Below are 21,748 nucleotides of genomic sequence, written 5' to 3'. Positions count from 1 at the left end.
AGAAATTACTGAAAGTTTATTGCGTAGGATCAAGAAACACAAGTTTTATTAGTGATATCACGTACGAATTTTTGAAAATTTAATGTTCTCAGCTAATGATCTAGACGTCGATATAACATGCTTTCTCAGTCATAAGTTGTTATCGTGTGGGTTACTCTACGGAACACACGACGAAAGCTCGCTTTCTTGATACTTGGCGCTAAGTAATGCAAACAATTGACAATACCCCTACAACGCTTCAAAACTGTGAAGATGAAGCTATCCACTTGATTGAAAGCGTACAAAGTTTTGGGTATGTCATAGCCATTAACCCTAGTACCAAAAAAATTCAGGTAGTGAGCGAGAACATTGATGACATGTTCAAAGTAGACGTCGTTCCCGGTGAAACACTTATCACTGAACTAATTGACATTCCCACTCCTGAAGCGCGCACATTCCAGACTATTCATGATGCTGTAAAAGGCGGAAATGTACGCCACGCCTACCAGTGGAAGTTTGCTGAAAATGCGCTCCATCTCAAAGATTGGGAGAAAGAAGGGAGTGGCGTTGCCTTCGATTCTAATGGGCTGTTAGTTATTGAGCTTGAGCCAACCCCTCAACTAAGCTTTGAGGCGGCGCAGCAATGGGTGCCAATGGATGTAGATATTCGCGCATTGTTACCCAATGTCGATGACCGCGACTCCATAGGCGATGTTGCCGATGCTATCGCTCAGGTATTTAAGCAATACATAGGTTTCGACTCGGTCATGGTTTATCAGTTTGACAAAACCTACTGTGGTGAAGTAATTGGTGAAGCCGCAAGTACAGATTCTCGCTCATTCAAAGGGTTGAAGTTTCCGGCTTCGGACATCCCCAGTCAGGCCCGTGAACTGTATCTAAAAAATCGAGTGCGCTGTGTCTACGATGTAGAAGAGCAAGTTATAGGCCTTAAGCCTTCGGTTAAAGAGGCAGAACGTCCGCCATTGGATTTATCAATGTCAATGGTTCGCTCTGTTTCGCCTATGCACATTGCCTACCTTAAAAATATGGGGATCCGCTCTTCATTTTCAGTTTCGCTTGTTTTTGAGGGTAAGCTGTGGGGATTGTTAGCATGCCACAACAGTGAACCTGCTTACATCGACCAGAAGAAACGTTTAGTTTGCGAATCATTAGGTCACCTTTATGCCTGGCAGCTTCACACGAAAGCACTGCATAAAAAGAAAGAGCAATTTCAAATTCGCCAACGCAAGCTGAACTATATTGTTCATCAGCTTACTTCATTCACGAACCCGCTTGAGGCCATCACGCAGAAAGAAGGAGACTTACTGGATGTTGCTGATTCGTGCGGTATGGCGGTGGTTACCCCTACGGGCAACTATCTGGTTGGTAAGACTCCCACAGAGAAAACCTTGGCAAAATTACTCGAAAAATTTGCCATTAGCGGCTCTGAGCAGTCCATTGCTATAAACCGATTAACAAACGAAATTTTAGATAGTGGCGACCTAAACGGCATTCGAGGCATGTATATTTCCTGCGTGTCTTCAAAACTGGGCTACTACACGGTTTGGTTTAGGGAGCAGAAAGACAAGACCATTCGTTGGGCGGGTCGCGATGCAGCCAGAAAAGATATTGGAAAGTCTCTTACTCCTCGTAATTCGTTTGATATGTATTTGCAAAGTGTCGCTGATGAATCGATAGAGTGGACCGAAGATGACCAACTAATCATTGAAGGTTTTGATCATCTGTTTATACCTTACGCGCTAAGCTTAAAAGCGTCGCTCGATAAGCAAATTAGTAAATTAGAAGAGCTGGATAAAGCGAAAGATCAGTTTCTTGCCAGCATTTCTCACGAGCTACGTTCACCACTTAACTCCATTGTGGGGTGGACCGATTTAGCGCTTATGGATGTCGGCAATGTGGACAGAATGACTGATGCCCTTGGCGTGATAAAGCGCGCGGCATCAACTCAGGCAGCACTGATCAACGACATTCTCGATTTATCCCGTATTATTTCAGGTACGATGAAGCTCAGTACCCATTCGCTTAATATCGCAGGGTCCATATCTGAAGTTGCCAAATCTTTTGAGGCTGGGTTTGCGAGCAAGAATATTCAGCTATCGATAAATTGCGAAGACGATCACACGCAAATTCTGGGTGACAATCTCCGTATAAAACAGGTTATCAATAACCTGTTGAGCAATGCGCTTAAGTTCACGTCGAAAGGCGGTACTGTGCATGTAAGAGGTCGAAGAGAGCATTCAAACTACCTTTTCCGCGTTAAAGACAATGGCAAAGGTATGACGCGCGAGCAGCTATCTCATGTTTTCGAACGTTTTTATCAAGGTAAAAACGAGCACAACAAACATGGGTTGGGCTTAGGCCTGTCTATTGTGAAAAGTTTAGTGGAGATGCACGGTGGTGAAATTTATGCTGAAAGCGACGGACCTAACACGGGAACAACGTTTTACGTAACGCTGCCCATTGCGCCGCTTAATTTGCACGACGACATTATTGAAACTAAGAACTCTGAAATTAGCGACCTGACTGAGTCTTTGCGTTTGAACGGCTTACGGATTTTAGTCGCAGAAGATGAGCAAGACGCCCGTGATTTTATAAAGCTGTTTCTAGAATCTAACGGCGCGCGAGTTAATGTTGTAAAGAACGGCCTGTTAGCATGGAAAGAAATTAACGATATGCCAGAAGCCTTCGATCTTCTGCTATCGGATATTGGTATGCCGGAAATCGACGGGCTGGGTTTAGTTCTAAAAATAAGAGCCAGTGAAATACCAGAAATTGCAAAGCTTAATGCCGTAGCACTGACCGCTTATGCCTATACATCTGATCGCGTTAAAGCACTTAAAGCTGGCTTTAACAACTATGTGTCAAAGCCAGTCGATGGCGAAGAATTGCTGACAATTCTGGAAATGTACTTACCAGAAACGTCACACTAACTCTGACGACTCCCCGTCTTCTTTGCAACCTTTGATCAGCGGTATTACGAAGATAGAGCGCGAAGATAGAGCGCGAAGATAGAACGTTAACAAAGCTGACGCATATCTTTGAATAGGTCGTTTAGTTTAAGCAACGACAGGTATGCTTTGTAGTGTAGAAGTCGCGTAGTCGACTTCGTGCTTCTCTACCTAATTTAATGCCTTTCAACGCTCATTGCTTTCAAAGTTCACCGAAGTCAAAATTCATCTACCAGCGGCGGAGTAATAGCTGGTAGGTGGTTTTATCTAACAGCGACTCGCGGGGCGACGAACTTTCTTTATCGGGAAGGGCAGCACGCGCTTCTTCAAGCGATGCATATCTATCCCCGTCAATATAAAACGCGCTGGCTTCAGATGTAGGTTTACCGTCAAGGGAATAGGTGGTGTTTAACAAGTCTGACGTGGTAGTTATGTTGCTGTGCCCGATAAAGTCGGCAACGCCATCGCCATTCACATCTTTGGTGAGCCAAGCTAGCTCAAGTGGCTGATTCAATTCCCCCGAATTCTGCATTGTCGACACAGCTTGATTGAATTGCGCAATAATCCTTTCAGCGTTAGCAACATTTTTGCTGATAGCTATTTGAAATCCGGTTTTTGCTAAAGGTTTTGCTGAAAAGTGCAAGGTTTCTTCATTATCGTTAGCCAGCAGTATGTTTAGCTCTCGCGCAAGCAGCTGGGTGGTAATTAAGTAAGGCGCTCTATCGTCGGCAAGTTGTCGAAATGCATCAAACGTAGTGGGGTTGCGTGACCACTTTATATCTTTCAGCAGTCTGAATGAGGGCGTATTCGCAAAGCGATTTTCAATAGCGACCCGGTTGTCTTTTAAATGAGGAAAAAGCTTTATTGCCTCAACGTCCGCCTCTTTGCTTACCGCGTAAAGGTAAATGGGTAAGTAGATATCGGATAGAACATAGTTGCTGCTATCCTCGCCCAAATTAACGTAGGCAAATTCACCGTCTAGCTTACCTGTCAGTACAGAACTGCCCAAAAAAGCTTGTCGCATAACCTGAAGTTGGATATCCAACTCCGCCTTCTGAAACACCTTTTCGAGCAGTGTGTTAACTCGAGCAGGCTCCCCATCGTCGCTTATGTAGGTCTCGAAGGAAGCTGCACCTAATTTGGTAGGGGCGGCATGTAATTGCGAAACATTAAAACAACAAAGGGCTAGGCTTATGCCTAATAAAGAAAGACGTTGAGTGAAAATAGAGAGCGAGAACGCGCTGAATCTTACCAAAGGTGAACTCCGAACTGCCGTCATACATTTACTACACTGTAATGCAGTTAGTCGCTTAATTCCAATAAACACATTCTGGCTTAAATTAACAAAATGTAAGCGACATCAATATATTGAGTGTAGTGTCCACGTTTATACTAGCTTTTATTGAGTAAAGTCATTCGTGACGATAAGCCGGTTTCATTACCAGCTTAACGTCACGAACTTGATTGCATGCATATACGCACGCTTAATATAGGCGCTCAATAAAAACGCTTATTCTCCAAAGCTTCCCGCAGGACCTGGATAAACCACTACGCTTTCAACACCGTCCTTGTTCACGCTGGCTACGCCAAAGAAGTAGTTGTCGATAACAACGTTCTCAAGCATGGCTTCGGTGACGTTACCCACATATTTACTGTATTCCCATTGCGGAGCATCAGTATGACGCCAGTATACTTTGTACCCTTTAAGCTGCGGGTTCTCTTCAGCGTCTAGTGCATCCCACTTTAAAAATGTTGAAGGTTGAACTGCACCGGCAATTTCTACATTTGCAGGTGGGTTCGGTGCCCACGCCATCGCAGCAAGAGAAACAGCATTAAGGCCAGTAAGTTTGGCTGCGTAATCAAAGTCGACGCCATCCAAGGTGTCGCCATAGGCAATACCGTCTTCTACGCGAAGATCTTGATGTTGGCGGGTGTAGTTTTCGTTAGTTTCCATAATACGAATACCCGGGTAGCCCAAGTCGTTGAACGGGCGGTGATGGCCGCCACGACCAAAACGGTCCAAGCGATAAATCACCATTGTGTCTAGGTTCTCAATATACTGATCGGCAATTTTATCGATGTAACGGGCAAGGTTACGGCTTGGTGAGTCAACTTCACCCCCGGTGAAACGTCGCATGCGTGCTTCTTTATCCGTTTCGGTTACGCGTGAGCCTTCAGCAAACAAGCGAGCGGTGGTGTTGTTAATCACACCGTTAACCCCTTCGATATTGCCTATCATATCATTATTGAGCACGGCTTTAATTCGCCAGCCGTCTTCCTTGGCTTGGTTTGCCATAATACGCCCGCCGAAAAGCCCTTGCTCTTCGCCAGATAAAGCAGCATACACGATACTGCCGTTAAACTTGTATTTGGATAGTACTCGCGCAGCTTCTAGGGTACCGGCAACACCAGAGGCGTTGTCGTTTGCCCCTGGTGAGTCAGAGGTGAAGTCCATTACATCAGAGACCCGTGAATCGATATCGCCTGACATGATGACGTAACGGTCTGGATCGGTGGTACCGCGTTGTATCGCGATAACGCTAACCACTTCTACTGGGTCGGGAATACGTTTTTCTCCGCTGATGACTTCCGACTGGTAGTAAACTTCTAAGCAGCCACCACACTCGGCTGAAATTTTATCAAATTTAGATTTAATCCAACGTCGCGCAGCACCAATACCACGTGTATCAGACTCGGTTTCAGAAAGGGTATGGCGTGTACCAAAGTTCACCAGCGTAGTAATGTCTTTTTCAATGTTTTCAGCGGAAACATTTTTGGCAATATCATAAAGTGCTTGCTGCTGCTCGCTTTGTGCGTGAGCGGCGAATGACGCTGTGCTACTTACCAATACAGCTGATGCCAGTACTTTCATTAATTCAGTTCTTATTTTTGCACTTATACTCGCTAGTGCGGGTCGGTTTTTTATCATTGTTATCTCCTGTTTTTATTTTTTCACCATAACGAATACGTGGCAAAGCTACAATTGGAGTAAACGTGTTTAATGGTTGGTCATCGCAAGGCATCGCGATTGAAAAAAGGAGTAAGACGCTGGGAATGAAAAATGACTTTAAAAAAACAAAAAAGCCGGCATTCGCCGGCTTTCAGAATATGGGTTTACGCTAGCGCTTAAATAAACGCAAACGCGTCGCCAAACAGGTTCTCAACTTTTAAGCCGCGTTGTGTAAAATCATCGCGTACAACTTTGGCCATTTCAAAACGACCTGCAACGTAAACCTGAATATTGGCAAAGTCAGCGTGGTCTGCCATTACCGCATGGTGTACCCAGCCCGTTCTGCCTTTCCATTCGTCGCATGCAAACTCTACAACCGGCACAAAAGTGAAGTGTTCGTTAGCTTCAGCGAGCTCAGTTAGCTTGTCAGCTAAATACAAATCAGCCGCGTGTTTTCCACCCCAATAAAGGGTAAGTGGTGTCTTGTCGCCGCTATTAAGATGCTCTTGCAGAATAGAGTAGGTATATGAGAAGCCAGTACCACCAGCAATAAGCACCATAGGCAGGCCATTACTTTGCAAAAAGGCATTACCATTGCCCACATTTACAGTAATTTCGCCATCCGCACGCATGCGCTCTAGCACTTCACCAGCGTAGCTGTTGCCAGGCTCTGCGCCAATGTGTAATTCAATGCGGTTATTATCAAATGCGGCATTGGCAATAGAAAATGGACGCATATCTTTTTCGCCCATTACCACCATGGCGTACTGACCCGCCTTAAACTCAACAGGGCTTTCTGGCGTTAATTCAACTTTTTGAACCACTTCGGTTAAAGGCGTGATGCTTGCAACCTTACACTTAATTTCTGACATGTATTCTCTTCTAACCTTCTTGCTTAGCGTGTCGCCTTTGCATGCGCTTAAAAAAAAGCGCATGCTTCAATACAAAATAAATAGCGCTAAAAATAGTCGCTACATAATACCAAGACTGTCCCAAATATCATCAACGCGTTTTTTAACGTCTTCGTCCATCACAATAGGTACGCCCCATTCTCGGTCGGTTTCGCCCGGCATCTTGTTTGTTGCATCCATGCCCATTTTAGAGCCTAGCCCTGAAACCGGTGATGCAAAATCCAAGTAGTCGATAGGCGTATTTTCTATCATTACCGTGTCGCGGGCTGGGTCCATACGGGTAGTGATGGCCCAAATAACATCGTTCCAGTCACGCGCGTTGACGTCGTCATCGCACACTATCACAAATTTGGTGTACATGAACTGGCGCAAGAACGACCATACACCCATCATCACCCGTTTCGCATGCCCAGGATACTGTTTCTTCATCGTCACCACTGCCATACGATAAGAGCATCCTTCAGGCGGTAAGTAGAAGTCGACAATTTCAGGGAACTGCTTTTGCAAAATAGGCACAAACACTTCGTTTAGCGCAACACCTAAAATAGCTGGCTCATCGGGTGGACGGCCTGTATAGGTTGAATGATAGATAGGATCTTTACGGTGGGTAATATGCGTTACCGTAAACACTGGGAAGTCATCGACTTCATTGTAATACCCGGTGTGATCGCCGTATGGACCTTCAGGTGCTGTTTCATCTTGTGCGATATAGCCTTCAAGCACAATCTCGGCACTGGCAGGTACTTGTAAGTCGTTACTAATAGACTTAACTACTTCGGTTTTATCACCACGTAGTAAGCCCGCAAAAGCATATTCAGAAAGGGTATCTGGAACAGGAGTAACTGCACCTAAAATGGTAGCGGGATCTGCGCCAAGGGCCACAGATACCGGGTAGGGTTCGCCTGGGTGTGTTTGACACCACTCACGAAAATCAAGGGCGCCACCACGGTGTGACAACCAGCGCATAATAAGTTTGTTTTTGCCGATAACCTGCTGACGGTAAATGCCCAGATTCTGACGCTTCTTATGCGGCCCTTTAGTAACACTCAAACCCCATGTTACCAAAGGCGCAGCGTCACCCGGCCAGCAGCGCTGTACCGGAATTTTTGATAAATCTACGTCGTCACCGGTAAGCACCACTTCCTGACAAGGGGCTTTTTTAAGGACTTTGGCAGGCATATTAAGCACCTGCTTAAATACTGGCAGCTTCTCCCAAAGATCTTTCAGCCCTTTAGGCGGCTCTGGCTCTTTCAAATAAGCCAGTAGCTTGCCTACTTCACGCAGTGCTTCAACAGACTCTTGACCCATGCCCATAGCTACGCGCTCTGGTGTACCAAACAAATTTGCCAATACGGGCATGTCGTGATTTTTAGGGTTTTCAAATAGCAGTGCAGGGCCGCCGGCACGCAACGTCCTGTCGGCAATTTCTGTCATTTCAAGGTCGGTATCAATGGGCTGGGTAATGCGTACTAATTCACCTTTAGCTTCTAGCTGGCGAATAAAGTCGCGTAAATCTTTGTACTTCATCAGTGCAGGTGCATCCACAAACTCAATTTATGGCAAGAATATACTATTTAGCGCCAAAGTCCGATCAGTAAGCGCTGTGTTTACACGATTAAACGTTTTACAGATAAATTACGCTTTACAGAGGTGCCATTTGGGTGTGATATAAGAAAGCGTTAAAAATATTAACAAATCTAGGGCTAATAGTGCTTTGGTGTGTGCGCTTCGGTATAGGTTGTTACCATAGTGCTTTGCTGAGGTGTTTTACAGTGGCCAGCGTGCTAAATCCCTACTAACCCTTTTGCCTAAGGTGGTTACATGAGTTCATTCGATCAGGACATGTTAGACGAATTAAATTTGTTACTGAAGTTTCCAACAGACAGCCTACTTCAAGGTTTAAAAATTCATCACGATGCCAGCCAAAGCATGGTGAACGCAGCATCCAGGCTATACTCCAAAGGCCTAATCACCCAGCCAGACGGTGGTTACCTAACTGATTTAGGTATTGACCTAGCCGATCACGCCCGCCATATCCAATCGGCCATGTGCCCACGGAAAAGTAGCCACTAAAAGCAAGATGCTGGCGTACGGTTAAATGCATGTGGTCAGCATAAAGTTGAAAGCAGATATTAGCTGGCCGCAGACGCTCATGTGTCCATTCGTAAAGAAAAGCATGTCTTGGTTAAGATAATCTATAATTAGTCGATACCTTAACTAAGACATTGTAATCAACACATACTCTTTTGCTATGAAACGTATTCTACACACAGCCTTATTTATCTGCGCGACTGTCACGGGTTTTTGCGCTCATGCTCTTGAAGGGGAAACGATTGAAGAGCTTCGCGCAGTTCAGCTTTACAGCCAAGATGCCTTAATCGATATGATTAATGCTAATACGCATTTAGACAAAGTCGTGGCTGATCGATGCCAATTAGTGCAAGACATTGAAGCGCGTGCAAACGTGTTGAAAGTACCGGCCTACCAGTTTTTATGGGGAGATATGCTGGCATGGGGCGTGTGCGTAGACGCTGAACCTGCCCGTGGTATTGGCTACATGGAAGATGCCGCGAATCAAGGTTTGCCAGCAGCACTAGAGCAACTTGGGCGTTACTATGCCAAAGGCACACTCGTACAGCAGGATAAATCTCGCGCCGTGGTGTATTTACGAGAAGCCGCTGCGCTTAAAAACCTAAAAGCGCAAATTCACTTGGTTGAGTTGTTTTTGGACGGTTATGGCAGTCCTTACGATTATGAAGACGCATACCACTGGCTTTATAACTCGGTGACCAACGATAAAAAGCAGCATCAGCAAATTGCGTCTTACCTCGCTCGCTTAGAAAAATTAATGCACCCGAAAGCCGTGCGAGAGGCAAAGCGGCCTTTGGATAGTTAAAAGCCACAAGTGGCGAGGTGATAACGAACACCTGCAGGCAACTAAAATCTTAAGGGCAGAAAGGCTGGCAAACACAACAAGCCAGCTTCGGCAAAAGTGTATTTATGTCCGTAGCACATCTATGTCTTTACGTAGGCTTAACGCTTACGCCAGCCAGTAAGCATAGGGCGAACTAACTGAATATTACCCATACGTTGTACAGCAAACACGGAAGCAATATGCACCAACACACAGCCGTACAATACATCAGCCATAATACTGTGTATCCATTCCAGCGTGCTATTTCCAAACAGTGCGTCTATTTCTTCCATCATAAAACCGGTAATACCTAACCCAAGCAAAAGGGCAATAACTGCCATCACCATAAGCCAGCCAAAAGGATTGTGGCCATGAGTACGTGGGATTTGTTTATGCTTTAAGTGCTGAAGATGTTCTCTAAAGGCCTGCTTGCTTAGCGAAATAGTGAAGAAGCTAGCGTAATCTGCGGAGCCCTTCTTGTTGGGATTAGCTGAACGTAAGCCCCAAGCAACGCGTATAGATATAAGCGCTACGCCCACATAGCCCGCGATTTCATGAAAAAGCCGGCCTGGCTCTACAATAAAGTAGTTGGTGATAAAACTTGCAACAATGCCCCAGTGGCATACGCGCACTACCCAATCCCAAACATAAATATCTGAACCCGTGTCTTTAGCTTTGTGCATTACGTGACTTTCTCAGGGTAAAACAAAAACGCTGCAATAGTTTGCAGCGTTTTTATCAAGTTTTAAAGCAAGCGTTCGATGAACCGTTTGCTAAACAGAATTTAGTGCATTTCTTTTTTAACAATGCTGCCATCAACAGGGTTAAAGTAAATCTCTACTTTGTTCTCTTCTTTATCGAAGCCGTAGATTTCGTAGCAGTTACCGCCTGTCACTTTAAATTCGTTGATTTTGTAGCCTTGCGCTAACAGCTGAGCCTGAAACGCATCTTGGTTTTGCCATTCAGCTTCCGGCGCAGTAGTACACTGAGTGGTGCCGTGCTCTGCACTACATGCGCTTAATAAGGTCGCGGCGCCAATAGCAGTAGCCATCATTAGTTTTTTCATTGCAGTCTCCGTTTCGCTTTTTATTTAAAAGTTCTTTCTATCCTACTTAAATATTGTACTGACATTGTTCTTTTGTGCATAGAGGTTGCACTACTTTGTTGTACAGAATTGAGTTCTGTTTGGTTTTATAACGGGGCACAGAATACTTGTCATAAAATTGCCTCCGACATGTCACGGATAGTTCATCGAACCGTCTCAAAAGCGTTCTACATTTTTGGGCTTTGATATTTCTAAACACTAGGCAATGTCGCCAATCTGTCGGCGAAATGTTTAAAAAATACATAAAACACCCAATAAGCACACAAAAGGAATGATTTGATGCGTCCTCTGTACCCACGAACGGTTTATCCACGCTCTCTGCTTGCCACAACAATTGCATTTGCGCTATCAAGCGCCGCAATTGCACAAGAAGTAGCGCCCGACACAGAAAACGAACATAACTATATAGAAGAGATTACGGTAACCGCACAAATGCGTGAGCAGTCCGTTATGGATGTGCCTGTTACTATGGATGTAATAGGTAGCGAGTTCTTAGAGCGCACCAATATCATGGAACTTGATGAGCTTTCTCGAATTTTACCTAACGTTCAAATTCAAGAGCAGGCCGTAAGCTTACCGTCTTTTAATATTCGGGGCGTGACTGACGACGTATCTTCGGTATCGGCAACGCCTCGCATCTCTGTATATCAAGATGGCTTCGATATCAGTAAGAAAACCGTAGCCAGTGTCGCACTTTACGATATCGCTCGCGTTGAAGTGTTAAAAGGCCCCCAGCCAACCTTATTTGGTGTGGCGGCAGCCAATGGTGCGGTGAGTATTCACTCTAATCTTCCCACCTTCGAACAAGAAGGCAAGGTACAGGTTGGCTATAACTCAGAAGAAGGCCAAGAAGTTGAATTCATGTATAACCAGCCTATTAACGATAACCACAGTTTTCGTATAGCAGGTCTTTATCGCGAAATGGACGGCATTGTAGAAAACAATGCCTGTAGCGCTGACTCTTATTACGGTAATGCAAATATGTACAACCATCTTGGTGAAGAAGTGCCGTGCAACAGCGAAGATCTTCAGGGTGTTTCAGTACAAGCACTACGTGCAACATGGCGAGCGAATTACAATCAGCTTGAAATCATTGCGCGCGCAGCCATGGAGTATAACGACCAGCCGGGCATTGCCTTCAAATCAGGCTCTATCGCCCCCAATGGCGGAGATACTAGCCCTTTTACTGATGCCGAATTTAGTTTAGGCAGTGAACTAGGCATTGAACGAACGCTTCAAGCTTATGACTTAACCGTAAACTACGATTTCAACCAAACGCTCAGTCTGCATGCCGACGCATACTATAAAGATGTAGAGGTAAGCGAGGGATTTGACGCCGACGGTTCTGCTTTGCGTATTCAAGATGCCTATTTCGATAACGACGCTACGCTTAAAGGTGCGTCAATGCGTTTAGTGTATGACTCGGGTGATAAATTGGCCGCGTTTGTAGGTGCGTCTATTACTCAAGACGACTCTATTTTGCCCTATTATGTAATGGTCGACCCATTTGTACGTGGTACCTTCGATGCGGTAAAAGCACAGCTTGAGGCCACCTCAAACATTCCGCTAAATCAGAATATCGCTACTGACGCATCGTTAGAAGAAATAGAAGCACTGCGTGCGATGTTAGTGTCGCAACTGTTTAATGAAGATGGCTCTCCTATTTCTAATCCTGCATTGCCGCCTATTCTGATACAAGGGCCGTTTATATTTGAAGCTGAACTTGATATAGCGTCTTATGTTGCTGAGGTGTCGTATTTTGTTACCGACGACATCAACATTACTGCTGGCGTGCGCTATATCGACGAAACACGTTATACCCGTAATACTTATACTACTGCAGACGGTACATTTACTTTCGATGCCGAGCGTGACTTTGACGATACCCTGCCACGCTTCGCAGTAAGCTACGATGTAAACAACAACTGGAACTTATATGCGAACTATGCCAAAGGCCGTCGTTCACCGGTTGTGGATGCAAACGCCGGTGGCGTTAGCGTAACTAAACCTGAAATAGTAGACAGTTACGATTTAGGTATTAAATACCAAAGCGCGAACTTCCTGTTCTCAGGTGCCATTTTCACCTACGAATACAGCGATTATCAGCAAAGCTTTACCGACGCGGAAACCTTACAGTCTATTACTGTAACGGTAGGCGACTCGACCATGTCGGGTATTGAAGGCATGGCGACCTATAACTACAGCGAGACGCTGACGCTAACAGCAAGCCTTGGTTTCCTTGACGCTGAATTTGCAGACAATACTGCTGATGGATCTGAGTTCCAATACGGTGGCAATAAGTTCCGCTTAGCGCCAGAAGTTAGCGGCGCGATAAACATCAACAAAGTATTCAATATGGACAGTTTTGACATCGATGTTAACTGGCTTACCAGCTTCCAGTCAGAAGTGTTTTTTGAAAGCAGCAATTACCCTGGTCTTTCTCAAGATACTTACTCACTGACTGATGTATCGGTGAAGCTGCTTCAAGACAACAGCAAGTTTGCCTATGAGTTTTACGTGAACAACCTGTTTGATAAAGAGTTCTTGATTGATGCTGGTAATACGGGCGGTGGATTGGGTATTCCTACCTTCGTACGCGGCATGCCACGCATTGCTGGTGTGCGTGTTTATTATGAGTTTTAGAAGTAAAGAATAAGAGAGTACCTATTCCCGTCAATATGCCCCTATCTTGATGGGAGTAGGACGTAACTTAAATTGTATGGGTCACAAGAAGGAGTATCAGAGACTCTGATTTTATTCGGTGCGATTTAACTATAACGTCTTGCACTCTGTCTTTGGTGATGAAAAGTAAAAGAAGACATTTAATGCTAGTGCAGCTACAATAAAGATTCTCAAAGAACCTCGGAGAATCTACATGCCTTTAAAAGCTACCTCAGTAAGATTAGATGACGAAACACTTGCACGTGTAGGCGAAATGGCTAAGGCGATGGATAGACCTAGGGCGTGGCTGATGGCCGAAGCCATCAAGCAGTATGTTGCTCGCGAAGAGTGGTTTATCCAAGAGGTGGAAAAAGGAGTGAAAGCCGCTGATGAGGGACGTTTGACCGACCATACTGATGTCAAAACTAAGTGGGAGGCTAAGCGTGCAGCTCAAATGGACTGATCTTGCAGGTACCGATTTAGAGAAAATTGAAGCTCATATTGCTCAAGAAAATAGCCCCTCTGTAGCTATTGACGTTGTCATGAACATTATTGATAGTTCGCACCTAGTCCTATCAGAACATCCTAGAGCAGGCCGTCATGGCCGATTGAAGAATACGCGTGAACTTGTAATTAATGGCCTGCCGTTTATCGTTATATATCGAGAAAACATCACTACAAATTGCATCGAAATACTACGTGTTCTTCATGATGCTCAGCAATGGCCCAACGCAGATTAAAAACAAACTATTTGTGGAAAGCACTAAGCTCGTTGTCAGACTTGTAAGGTAGCGTTTGTAGCCTTTAACTTTATAAATAACGTGCATAGGCTCAAGCCTATACACGCTTAAAAACTTGTAGAACGCTATGCCTTAATCTCATAGCTATGCGTATTAACCACTTTGCCTGCTTTGGTCAAAATCGCATCTACATAGTGCCACGTTGCTTTTGCGCTATCTTGGCTAACGGTTAAAGTCATGAACCCGCGCTGGTGGAGGTTACAGTACTGCAAATCTTCTATAAGAAGCGGTAGGTCGTCTGCAAGGGTTTTAGCTTTTTCATCCCCCATGCTTAGGTAATGTTCCATACCGGGTGACGTCACGCCTGGTGTGGCAAGTTCAACTCCCACCTCCGTGCCGTCTTTAAGGGTTAATTTATTGTGCCAAGCATTATGTGTATCACCGGCAAGGGCAATAACTGGCTTGCCGATGGACTTAAGCTGCATCAGCACCTGTTCCCGCTCAACAGGGTAGCCATCCCATGCGTCTAAGTTGTAAGGCATTACGGTATTGATAAGCGCAAGCTCTTGCTCACTAAGTGCACCACCTTGCTTTTGTTTGCGTTTGATATTCGCGAGCCTATGTACATGATCAGGTATTGCTTTGCGTTCAACGCCATTAAAAATCGATACAGGGAAAAGCATACGGCCTATTAATAGCTGTTGCCCTAACACCTGCCATTTAGCCTGGCTTTGCTGCATAGACGAGTGGAGCCAGGTGCGTTGTGTTTCACCGAGTAAACCGCGGTTCGGGTTGCCGATGTCTTTCATAAAGCGTGCTTGGTCAAACGCTTTAGTTTCAGCATCGCGATAGTTGGCGTATTCAAGCTGTTTGTCGCGAGCAAGAACGCGGGTGTCGAGCATGTATAAGTCAAGAAGCTTACCAAAGGTAAACTGACGATAAATTTCTAAGCGCTCGGTGCCAAAAGGTGGGCGTATCGGTAACCACTCATAATAAGCTTGCACGGCCGCAGCACGACGTTCATAAAAATCGCCTTCATCCGCTTGGTGATTTTCAGCACCGTCTTTGTAGGTGTCGTTTGTAACTTCATGGTCATCCCACACAACAATAAACGGCTTGTTTTGGTGTAATGCCAACAGGCCTTCATCCGTGCGATACAGCGCATAGCGGTTGCGATAGTCAGTGAGAGTGTAAAGCTCTGTGTCGTTATCAGGCGCATAGGTCCTGCCAATTTCCTTGGCGTGCTCAGTTGCGTAACCTTCGCCATCGTACTCATAAATGTAGTCACCAAGGTGTAATACATAGTCAATGTTGTCGTCTTTCGCTGCTTCCATGTAAGGCGTGAAAAAGCCAGCGGGGTAGTTGGAACAAGAAAATATGCCGAACGTGACATTAGACACATCGACTTCAGGTAGCGTACGGGTTTCTCCAACAGGGCTTGTATTATTAGCGCTTTTGAAGCGGTAAAAATAACGACGAGCTGGACTAAGTCCTGCTACATCGACTTTTACGGTAAAATCATGGATTGCTTTGGCTTCAACAATACCGCTACTTATCACATTGGCAAAATCAGCATCGCTTGCCATTTCCCATAAAATATCGGCCTTGGCTAAACCTGATTTTGAGCCCGAGCCTGGGCCTGCACCAGAGTCTGGCACTGCGCGCGTCCAAATAATCACGGCGTCTTTTAATGGGTCTCCACTCGCCACACCATGGGTAAAGGTAGCGTTGGTTTGCGGTTGGCTGTTTGCTGAAGCGCTAACAGTACAGCCTGCTAGCCCTGTAGACACTGCTACGCTCGCGCCTGCGAGTGACGACAGCTTTATAAACGATCTTCTATCCATATGCCTGCTCTTTATAAGGTTTGTAAGGTATCCGGTGATGTCATTGTTTTGTTGAACGCTCATGCAACAAAAACGAAAACCCATTTTTATACTGAGTGTTTGTGACATAGAGATGTCAGGCTGAGAATCCATAATAACAGTCAATGTTTTACTGCAAATACTGTTATACTGTGCAGCAAATAACCACATGAACCAAAAATGGTTCGTGTGTCTAAACAATCATATTTATGTTTTCTAAAGGGCTTTGAAGTACTAAGCCACAAACGAAAACACGTTGAACAAAATACGAAAGGTAAATTTAAAATACATGAGTGATGATCCGCATTATCAGCGCGAGAAAGAGAAGTACGAAAATCCGGTAGCCAGCCGCGAATATTTAATGAGTTTATTAAAAGAGCACGACAAGCCGTTGTCGTTTCTTGATATCTGTAACTTGGTGAACGCCTTCGACGAAGAAGCGCGAATTGGAATTCAGCGCCGACTACGTGCCATGGAGCGCGAAGGTCAGGTGCAATTTACCAAGCAGAAAAAATACATTCTCCAAAACCGTGATGAACTCATTAAAGGCAGAATTATTGGTCACCGTGATGGCTACGGCTTTTTGCGTCCTGAAGATAAGAGCGGTGATTTATTTATCAGTGCTGGGCAAATGAACCTGTTCCTTCACGACGATGTGGTAGAAGCGCGCATTAGCGGAACCGATCGCCGCGGAAGAAAAGAAGCGTTTGTTACGCAAGTCATAGAGCCACGCAGCGAGCCAATTGTTGGCCGCTACTTTGTTGAACAAGGTTTTGGCATGGTTGTGCCAGATGACAGCCGGTTGCAGCACGAAATTGTTATTCCACCAGAGAGCACACACGGTGCTCGAATGGGGCAGGTGGTTGTGGTAGAGCTTACCCAGCGTCCACGCCGTAAAATGAGTCCGGTGGGGAAGATTGTTGAAGTACTTGGTGAACATATGGCGCCAGGTATGGAAATAGAAATGGCACTTCGCACGTTTGATATTCCGCACCAGTGGCCAAATGGCGTAACCAAGCAAGTGGAAAAGCTTACCGATCAAGTGCCCGATGAAGCCAAGGAAGGTCGCATCGATTTACGCCAGCTTCCGCTGGTCACTATCGATGGTGAAGACGCCCGCGACTTCGATGACGCGGTATATTGCGAACCGCTAGACGATGGCGGCTGGCAGCTGTGGGTAGCCATAGCCGATGTAAGTCATTATGTAAGAACAGGCTCAGCCCTTGATGATGAAGCGCAGCAGCGCGGTAACTCGGTTTACTTCCCTGACCAAGTAATTCCTATGCTACCGGAAGTGCTGTCAAACGGCTTGTGTTCATTAAACCCTGAAGTCGACCGCCTATGTATGGTGTGTGAAATGACCATCAGTGCAAATGGCAAACTAGAAGAATTCCAGTTTTACGAAGCGGTCATGAACTCACACGCCCGTTTAACGTACACTAAAGTGTGGAATATTCTGCAGGGCGACAAAGAACTTCATCAGCGTTACGAGCCTCATGTACCTCATTTACGTAATCTTCACGACTTGTACCGCGCGCTCAAAAAAGCTCGTGCTAAGCGCGGGGCGATTGAATTTGAAACCCAAGAAGTGAAGTTTGTATTCAACGCCCAGCGGAAGATTGAAAATATTGTGCCGCTGGTGCGTAACGACGCGCACAAGCTTATTGAAGAGTGCATGATCATGGCAAACGTGAGTGCGGCTCTTATGCTTGAAAAGCATGAGGCGCCTGCGCTATATCGTGTGCACGACAAACCAGACGCCGACAGGCTTACCGCATTTACCAGTTACTTAAGTGAAATCGGTATTCCTCATCGCATTGTTGAAGACGCGGAGCCTGCCGCATTTACCGATGTGGTGCTTAAAACCCGCGGTCGAGTGGACGAAGAACTAATTCAAACCATGCTGCTGCGCTCAATGAAGCAAGCGGTTTACGACGGTGACAACGTAGGTCACTTTGGGTTGGCGCTAGAAGCTTACGCGCACTTCACGTCACCTATCCGTCGCTACCCAGACTTGGTCGTGCACCGTGCGCTAAAAGGCATTATTGCTAAACAGCAGGGCAAAAAAGCAGTCAGTGGCGCGAAAAACTACACCGTTGAAGAAATTGAACAGTTAGGCGAGCAGTGTTCAATGACAGAGCGCCGCGCCGATGATGCCACCCGTGACGTAGCTGACTGGCTTAAGTGCGAGTTTATGCTCGACCACGTCGGCGACACCTTTGAAGGGGTGGTCAGCTCGGTCACTAACTTTGGTTTATTTGTACGCCTTACCGAATACCACATCGACGGCCTAGTACATATAACATCGCTAGATGATGACTATTATCACTATGACGATGTAAAACAAGCGCTGGTTGGTGAGTCGGGCCATCGCCAGTTCAGATTGGGTGATACGGTTGAAGTAACCGTAGCAGCGGTCAACCTTGATGAAAGAAAGATTGATTTATTACTCGATAAGTCTATGCTGCGCGGCACTAAGGGTAAGAAGGTAAAAGTGAGGTCTGCGAAAAAGGCTTCAGATAAACCTACTCGTTTTGATAACAAATCACGCTCTGATAAAGGCTCGCGTTCTGATAAAAAAGGGAACAAAGGCAAAGGCGGCTCAAGCTCGTCTAGTCGTAGCGGTGGAAAATCGTCAAGTCGCGGCAGCGCCAAAGGCGGTAGTAGCGGCAAAACACTGTCATTGAATAAAAGAGGTAAGCGTTAAATGGCGCAGCAAGAATGGTTATACGGTTTACATGCCATGCAGTCGGTACTTGAAAAAGAACCCGAGCGTGTAATGGAAGTGTTAGTGTTAAAAGGTCGCAATGACGAGCGCCTAACCAACATTGTTAACCAAGCCCGTCGTTTCGGTATTTCCGTTCAGTTTTGTCAGCGCAAAGCGCTAGATGACAAAGTAAGCGGTGAGCAACACCAAGGCGTGGTAGCAAGAGCGAAACCAGCCCGCGTGCTAGATGAAGCTGACTTAGACAAAATTTTAGAAAGCGAAGCGCAGCCTTTAATCTTGGTACTAGACGGTGTTACCGACCCGCATAATCTAGGTGCGTGCCTGCGTACTGCAGATGGAGCAGGGGTGCACGCGGTAGTAGTACCGAAAGATAAATCAGCAAGCTTAAACGGCACAGTAAGAAAGGTGGCCTGTGGTGCAGCTGAAGTGGTTCCACTTATTCAAATCACGAACCTGGCCAGAACCTTGAAGCACCTTCAAGATAAAGGCCTTTGGATTGTTGGCACAGCCGGTGAAACCGATAAGACCCTTTATGATGTAGACCTGAAAGGCCCAACTGCATTAGTAATGGGGGCTGAAGGTAAGGGCATGCGTAGGCTCACCAAAGAAACATGCGATGAGTTGGTGAAGCTCCCTATGGCTGGCAGCGTGACAAGTTTAAATGTGTCCGTAGCAACCGGCGTGTGCTTATACGAGATCGTAAGACAGCGCAGTTTATGAGACTAAGTTGCTAGAATTGAGCCTCTAATGAGTTTTCAATTGGTTTTTAAAAAAGCGTGTACCTTCGGGAACACGCTTTTTTTATATTTAAGTAAAACTTATAAAGAGTTTAATATTTTGTTACATTTGAATTTGTGAAATTAATGTTAATTATAGTTTTTTATTCCTACCATGAATCTGCTCGTAATACACATTTGGCGCGCTCTTCATAAGTTGTGTTGTTTTTTTGTGCATTTTTAAAGGTATTAAAAATGCTCACCAGGGTTAAGGCAACATACTCAACAGCCTGATTCGCCGCCTAATATGAGCTCTGTAAATAATTGGTAATACCGTTTATTTGCATACCTGACAAACGGGTAGGTCGTTGCAACGCAGTTGCGTCGGTTGTCATGGATGAGCTTTTCGTATGAGGTAATGGTTATACCTGTATGTCATTTAATAACAAATAGCTTCCAAAGCACGGAATAAAACAGTGTTGAAGTTAATAAGACAGATAAAACAGGAAATAAATTTTGAACTCAAAATTAAATAAGAAACACACATGTCTAACAGCAGCTGCTCTAGCTGTATCACTTGGCTTAATGGGTAATTCTGCAATGGCAGCAGGCGAAGGTCTGGTAAAAGTTAAAGAAAAGCCTCAAACCCTAAAACAAGCACTAGGTAAGCGATTGACTGTCGATCGTCTTGTCACCACTGACCAAGAGCGTTACATCATCAAGTTCAAAGATGAGATGACCAGTGAAACGGTTGAAGTGAGTGCATTAAAAGGTAAAGGTCAAATCTCAAGTGCCAAAGTAAAAGGTAAAAAGCCTTTCGATATCGCGTCTGCTAAATCAGAAGTAAGAAAAGCAGGTGGTGCAATTAAGAAAGAGCTTAAGAAGCATAAAATGGTAGCGGCTACGATGAGTAAGTCAGCGCTGAACAAGCTTCGTAAAAATCCAAATGTAGAAAGCATTGAAGTGGACGTTCGTCGTAAGCCTATGGCGCAGACCACGCCTTACGGCTACACCATGGTTCAGGCTAATCAATTTGCACAGTCAGATACTACGGCTCGCAAAGTATGTATCATCGATACAGGTTACAACCTGGGTCACCCAGATTTGCCTGGAACCAACGATGGCGTTACAGGTCAGGCAAATAATAGTGCTGTAGGTAACTGGTATAACGATGGTAACGGTCACGGTACCCACGTAGCGGGCACCATTGCAGCATACGATAATAACGAAGGTGTAGTTGGTGTGTATCCTGGCGTGGATATGCATATCGTTAAAATCTTTAACGACAATGGCCAATGGACTTACGCATCTGACCTTATCGATGCTATCACCCAATGTCAGGATGCCGGCTCGAACGTTGTTAACATGAGCTTAGGTGGCGGCAGTTCGTCAACTACTGAGCGAAATGCAATGCAGAGCTTCACAGATGCAGGCATGTTGTTAGTTGCGGCGGCAGGTAACGATGGTAACAGTGCGAAGTCTTACCCTGCTTCATATGATGCAGTAATGTCAGTTGCGGCAGTAGACTCAAACGAAAATCGTGCAAGCTACAGCCAATATAACGATCAGGTTGAAATTGCCGCGCCAGGCAGTGCAGTTCAGTCTACCTATCCAACAAATACCTACGCTTCACTCAGCGGTACATCTATGGCGACGCCACACGTAGCTGGTGGTGCAGCACTAGTGTGGAGTTACTTCCCGCAGTGTTCAAACAACCAAATTCGTAGTGCACTTAATGCAACGGCAGAAGATAAAGGCAGTGCGGGTCGTGATAACTTCTACGGTTATGGCTTAATGCAGCTTGCTGATGCCTACAATTACCTTAACACCAACGGTTGTGCCGGTGGCGGTACTGGTGGCGGTGGCGGCTCTGAGCCTGGCGTAGAACCAGTATCAGGTCAGCTAACCGGCCTTTCAGGTACGCGCAGAAACTGGGACCGCTACACTTGGACGATTCCTGAAGGTGTAACGCAGATGACTATTCGTACCTCTGGTGGTTCAGGCGATGCTGATCTATACGTGAAGTTTGGCTCACAGCCAGAAACGAATAGCTATGATTGTCGTCCTTATCAAAATGGCAACAGCGAAGTATGTACATTCGACGCGCCAGCGTCAGGCACATGGCACATTGGTATTCGCGCTTATTCGTCATACAGCGGTGTGACACTATCATACTCATATGAGTAAGTAATCCCGTCTCCCTAAGACACAGT

The 21,748-nt window shown here is 45.5% G+C and carries 16 protein-coding genes; 9 read left to right on the top strand and 7 right to left on the bottom strand.

Annotation, left to right across the window (positions count from 1 at the left end; genetic code table 11):
• Window positions 1-206 precede the first annotated feature (206 nt).
• Window positions 207-2,930, top strand: coding sequence for an ATP-binding protein (locus AC0J2X_RS09615; protein ID WP_472995985.1), 2,724 nt, complete (start codon window positions 207-209; stop codon window positions 2,928-2,930).
• Window positions 2,931-3,177: 247 nt separating this feature from the next.
• On the opposite strand, the gene AC0J2X_RS09610 is transcribed toward AC0J2X_RS09615, so the two are convergent.
• From AC0J2X_RS09610 to ubiD, 4 genes are all read right to left on the bottom strand, one after another.
• Window positions 3,178-4,203 carry a substrate-binding periplasmic protein gene (locus AC0J2X_RS09610; protein WP_039226834.1) on the bottom strand — a complete coding sequence of 342 codons (1,026 nt, stop codon included), beginning with the start codon at window positions 4,201-4,203 and terminating at the stop codon, window positions 3,178-3,180.
• Between the two features lie 255 nt (window positions 4,204-4,458).
• Window positions 4,459-5,820, bottom strand: coding sequence for a M28 family metallopeptidase (locus tag AC0J2X_RS09605; protein WP_472996032.1), 1,362 nt, complete (start codon window positions 5,818-5,820; stop codon window positions 4,459-4,461).
• Window positions 5,821-6,074: 254 nt separating this feature from the next.
• Complete coding sequence (fre, locus tag AC0J2X_RS09600) at window positions 6,075-6,770, bottom strand: NAD(P)H-flavin reductase (protein WP_472995984.1); 696 nt, start codon at window positions 6,768-6,770, stop codon at window positions 6,075-6,077.
• A 99-nt stretch (window positions 6,771-6,869) separates the two neighbouring features.
• A complete protein-coding gene (gene ubiD / locus AC0J2X_RS09595) occupies window positions 6,870-8,336 on the bottom strand; it encodes a 4-hydroxy-3-polyprenylbenzoate decarboxylase (protein ID WP_014950926.1) in 1,467 nt (488 codons plus the stop codon).
• Between the two features lie 294 nt (window positions 8,337-8,630).
• Between ubiD and AC0J2X_RS09590 the strand changes: the two genes are divergently transcribed.
• The gene (locus AC0J2X_RS09590) at window positions 8,631-8,882 is read left to right on the top strand and encodes a TIGR02647 family protein (protein WP_014950925.1); all 252 of its coding nucleotides are present in this window, start codon (window positions 8,631-8,633) and stop codon (window positions 8,880-8,882) included.
• 178 nt (window positions 8,883-9,060) lie between these two features.
• Window positions 9,061-9,705 (top strand): tetratricopeptide repeat protein, encoded by a 645-nt coding sequence (locus AC0J2X_RS09585; protein ID WP_014950924.1) that lies wholly within the window; start codon window positions 9,061-9,063, stop codon window positions 9,703-9,705.
• 137 nt (window positions 9,706-9,842) lie between these two features.
• Here AC0J2X_RS09585 and AC0J2X_RS09580 read toward each other — a convergent pair whose 3' ends face one another.
• Window positions 9,843-10,406 carry a cytochrome b/b6 domain-containing protein gene (locus AC0J2X_RS09580; RefSeq protein ID WP_472995983.1) on the bottom strand — a complete coding sequence of 188 codons (564 nt, stop codon included), beginning with the start codon at window positions 10,404-10,406 and terminating at the stop codon, window positions 9,843-9,845.
• 101 nt (window positions 10,407-10,507) lie between these two features.
• Window positions 10,508-10,789, bottom strand: coding sequence for a PepSY domain-containing protein (locus tag AC0J2X_RS09575; RefSeq protein WP_014950922.1), 282 nt, complete (start codon window positions 10,787-10,789; stop codon window positions 10,508-10,510).
• A gap of 318 nt (window positions 10,790-11,107) precedes the next feature.
• Between AC0J2X_RS09575 and AC0J2X_RS09570 the strand changes: the two genes are divergently transcribed.
• From AC0J2X_RS09570 to AC0J2X_RS09560, 3 genes are all read left to right on the top strand, one after another.
• Complete coding sequence (locus tag AC0J2X_RS09570) at window positions 11,108-13,471, top strand: TonB-dependent receptor (protein WP_472995982.1); 2,364 nt, start codon at window positions 11,108-11,110, stop codon at window positions 13,469-13,471.
• Window positions 13,472-13,703: 232 nt separating this feature from the next.
• Complete coding sequence (locus tag AC0J2X_RS09565) at window positions 13,704-13,952, top strand: CopG family ribbon-helix-helix protein (RefSeq protein ID WP_014950920.1); 249 nt, start codon at window positions 13,704-13,706, stop codon at window positions 13,950-13,952.
• A complete protein-coding gene (locus AC0J2X_RS09560; RefSeq protein ID WP_014950919.1) occupies window positions 13,933-14,229 on the top strand; it encodes a type II toxin-antitoxin system RelE/ParE family toxin in 297 nt (98 codons plus the stop codon). Before AC0J2X_RS09565 ends, AC0J2X_RS09560 begins: the two co-directional genes overlap by 20 nt.
• A 125-nt stretch (window positions 14,230-14,354) precedes the next feature.
• Here AC0J2X_RS09560 and AC0J2X_RS09555 read toward each other — a convergent pair whose 3' ends face one another.
• A complete protein-coding gene (locus AC0J2X_RS09555; protein ID WP_472995981.1) occupies window positions 14,355-16,073 on the bottom strand; it encodes an alkaline phosphatase D family protein in 1,719 nt (572 codons plus the stop codon).
• 307 nt (window positions 16,074-16,380) lie between these two features.
• On the opposite strand from AC0J2X_RS09555, the gene rnr reads away from it, so the two are divergent.
• The 3 genes from rnr (at window position 16,381) to AC0J2X_RS09540 (ending at window position 21,722) form a co-directional block, all read left to right on the top strand.
• Window positions 16,381-18,798 carry a ribonuclease R gene (gene rnr / locus AC0J2X_RS09550; protein ID WP_472995980.1) on the top strand — a complete coding sequence of 806 codons (2,418 nt, stop codon included), beginning with the start codon at window positions 16,381-16,383 and terminating at the stop codon, window positions 18,796-18,798.
• A complete protein-coding gene (rlmB, locus tag AC0J2X_RS09545) occupies window positions 18,799-19,539 on the top strand; it encodes a 23S rRNA (guanosine(2251)-2'-O)-methyltransferase RlmB (RefSeq protein WP_014950916.1) in 741 nt (246 codons plus the stop codon).
• A 512-nt stretch (window positions 19,540-20,051) separates the two neighbouring features.
• Window positions 20,052-21,722, top strand: a complete 1,671-nt coding sequence (locus tag AC0J2X_RS09540; RefSeq protein WP_039226695.1) for a S8 family serine peptidase — start codon at window positions 20,052-20,054, stop codon at window positions 21,720-21,722.
• The last annotated feature ends 26 nt before the right edge of the window (window positions 21,723-21,748 follow it).

The organism is Alteromonas sp. R7 (assembly GCF_055755235.1).
Note: the sequence above shows the minus strand (reverse complement) of the source record. Positions and strands in the feature narration are given on the sequence as shown.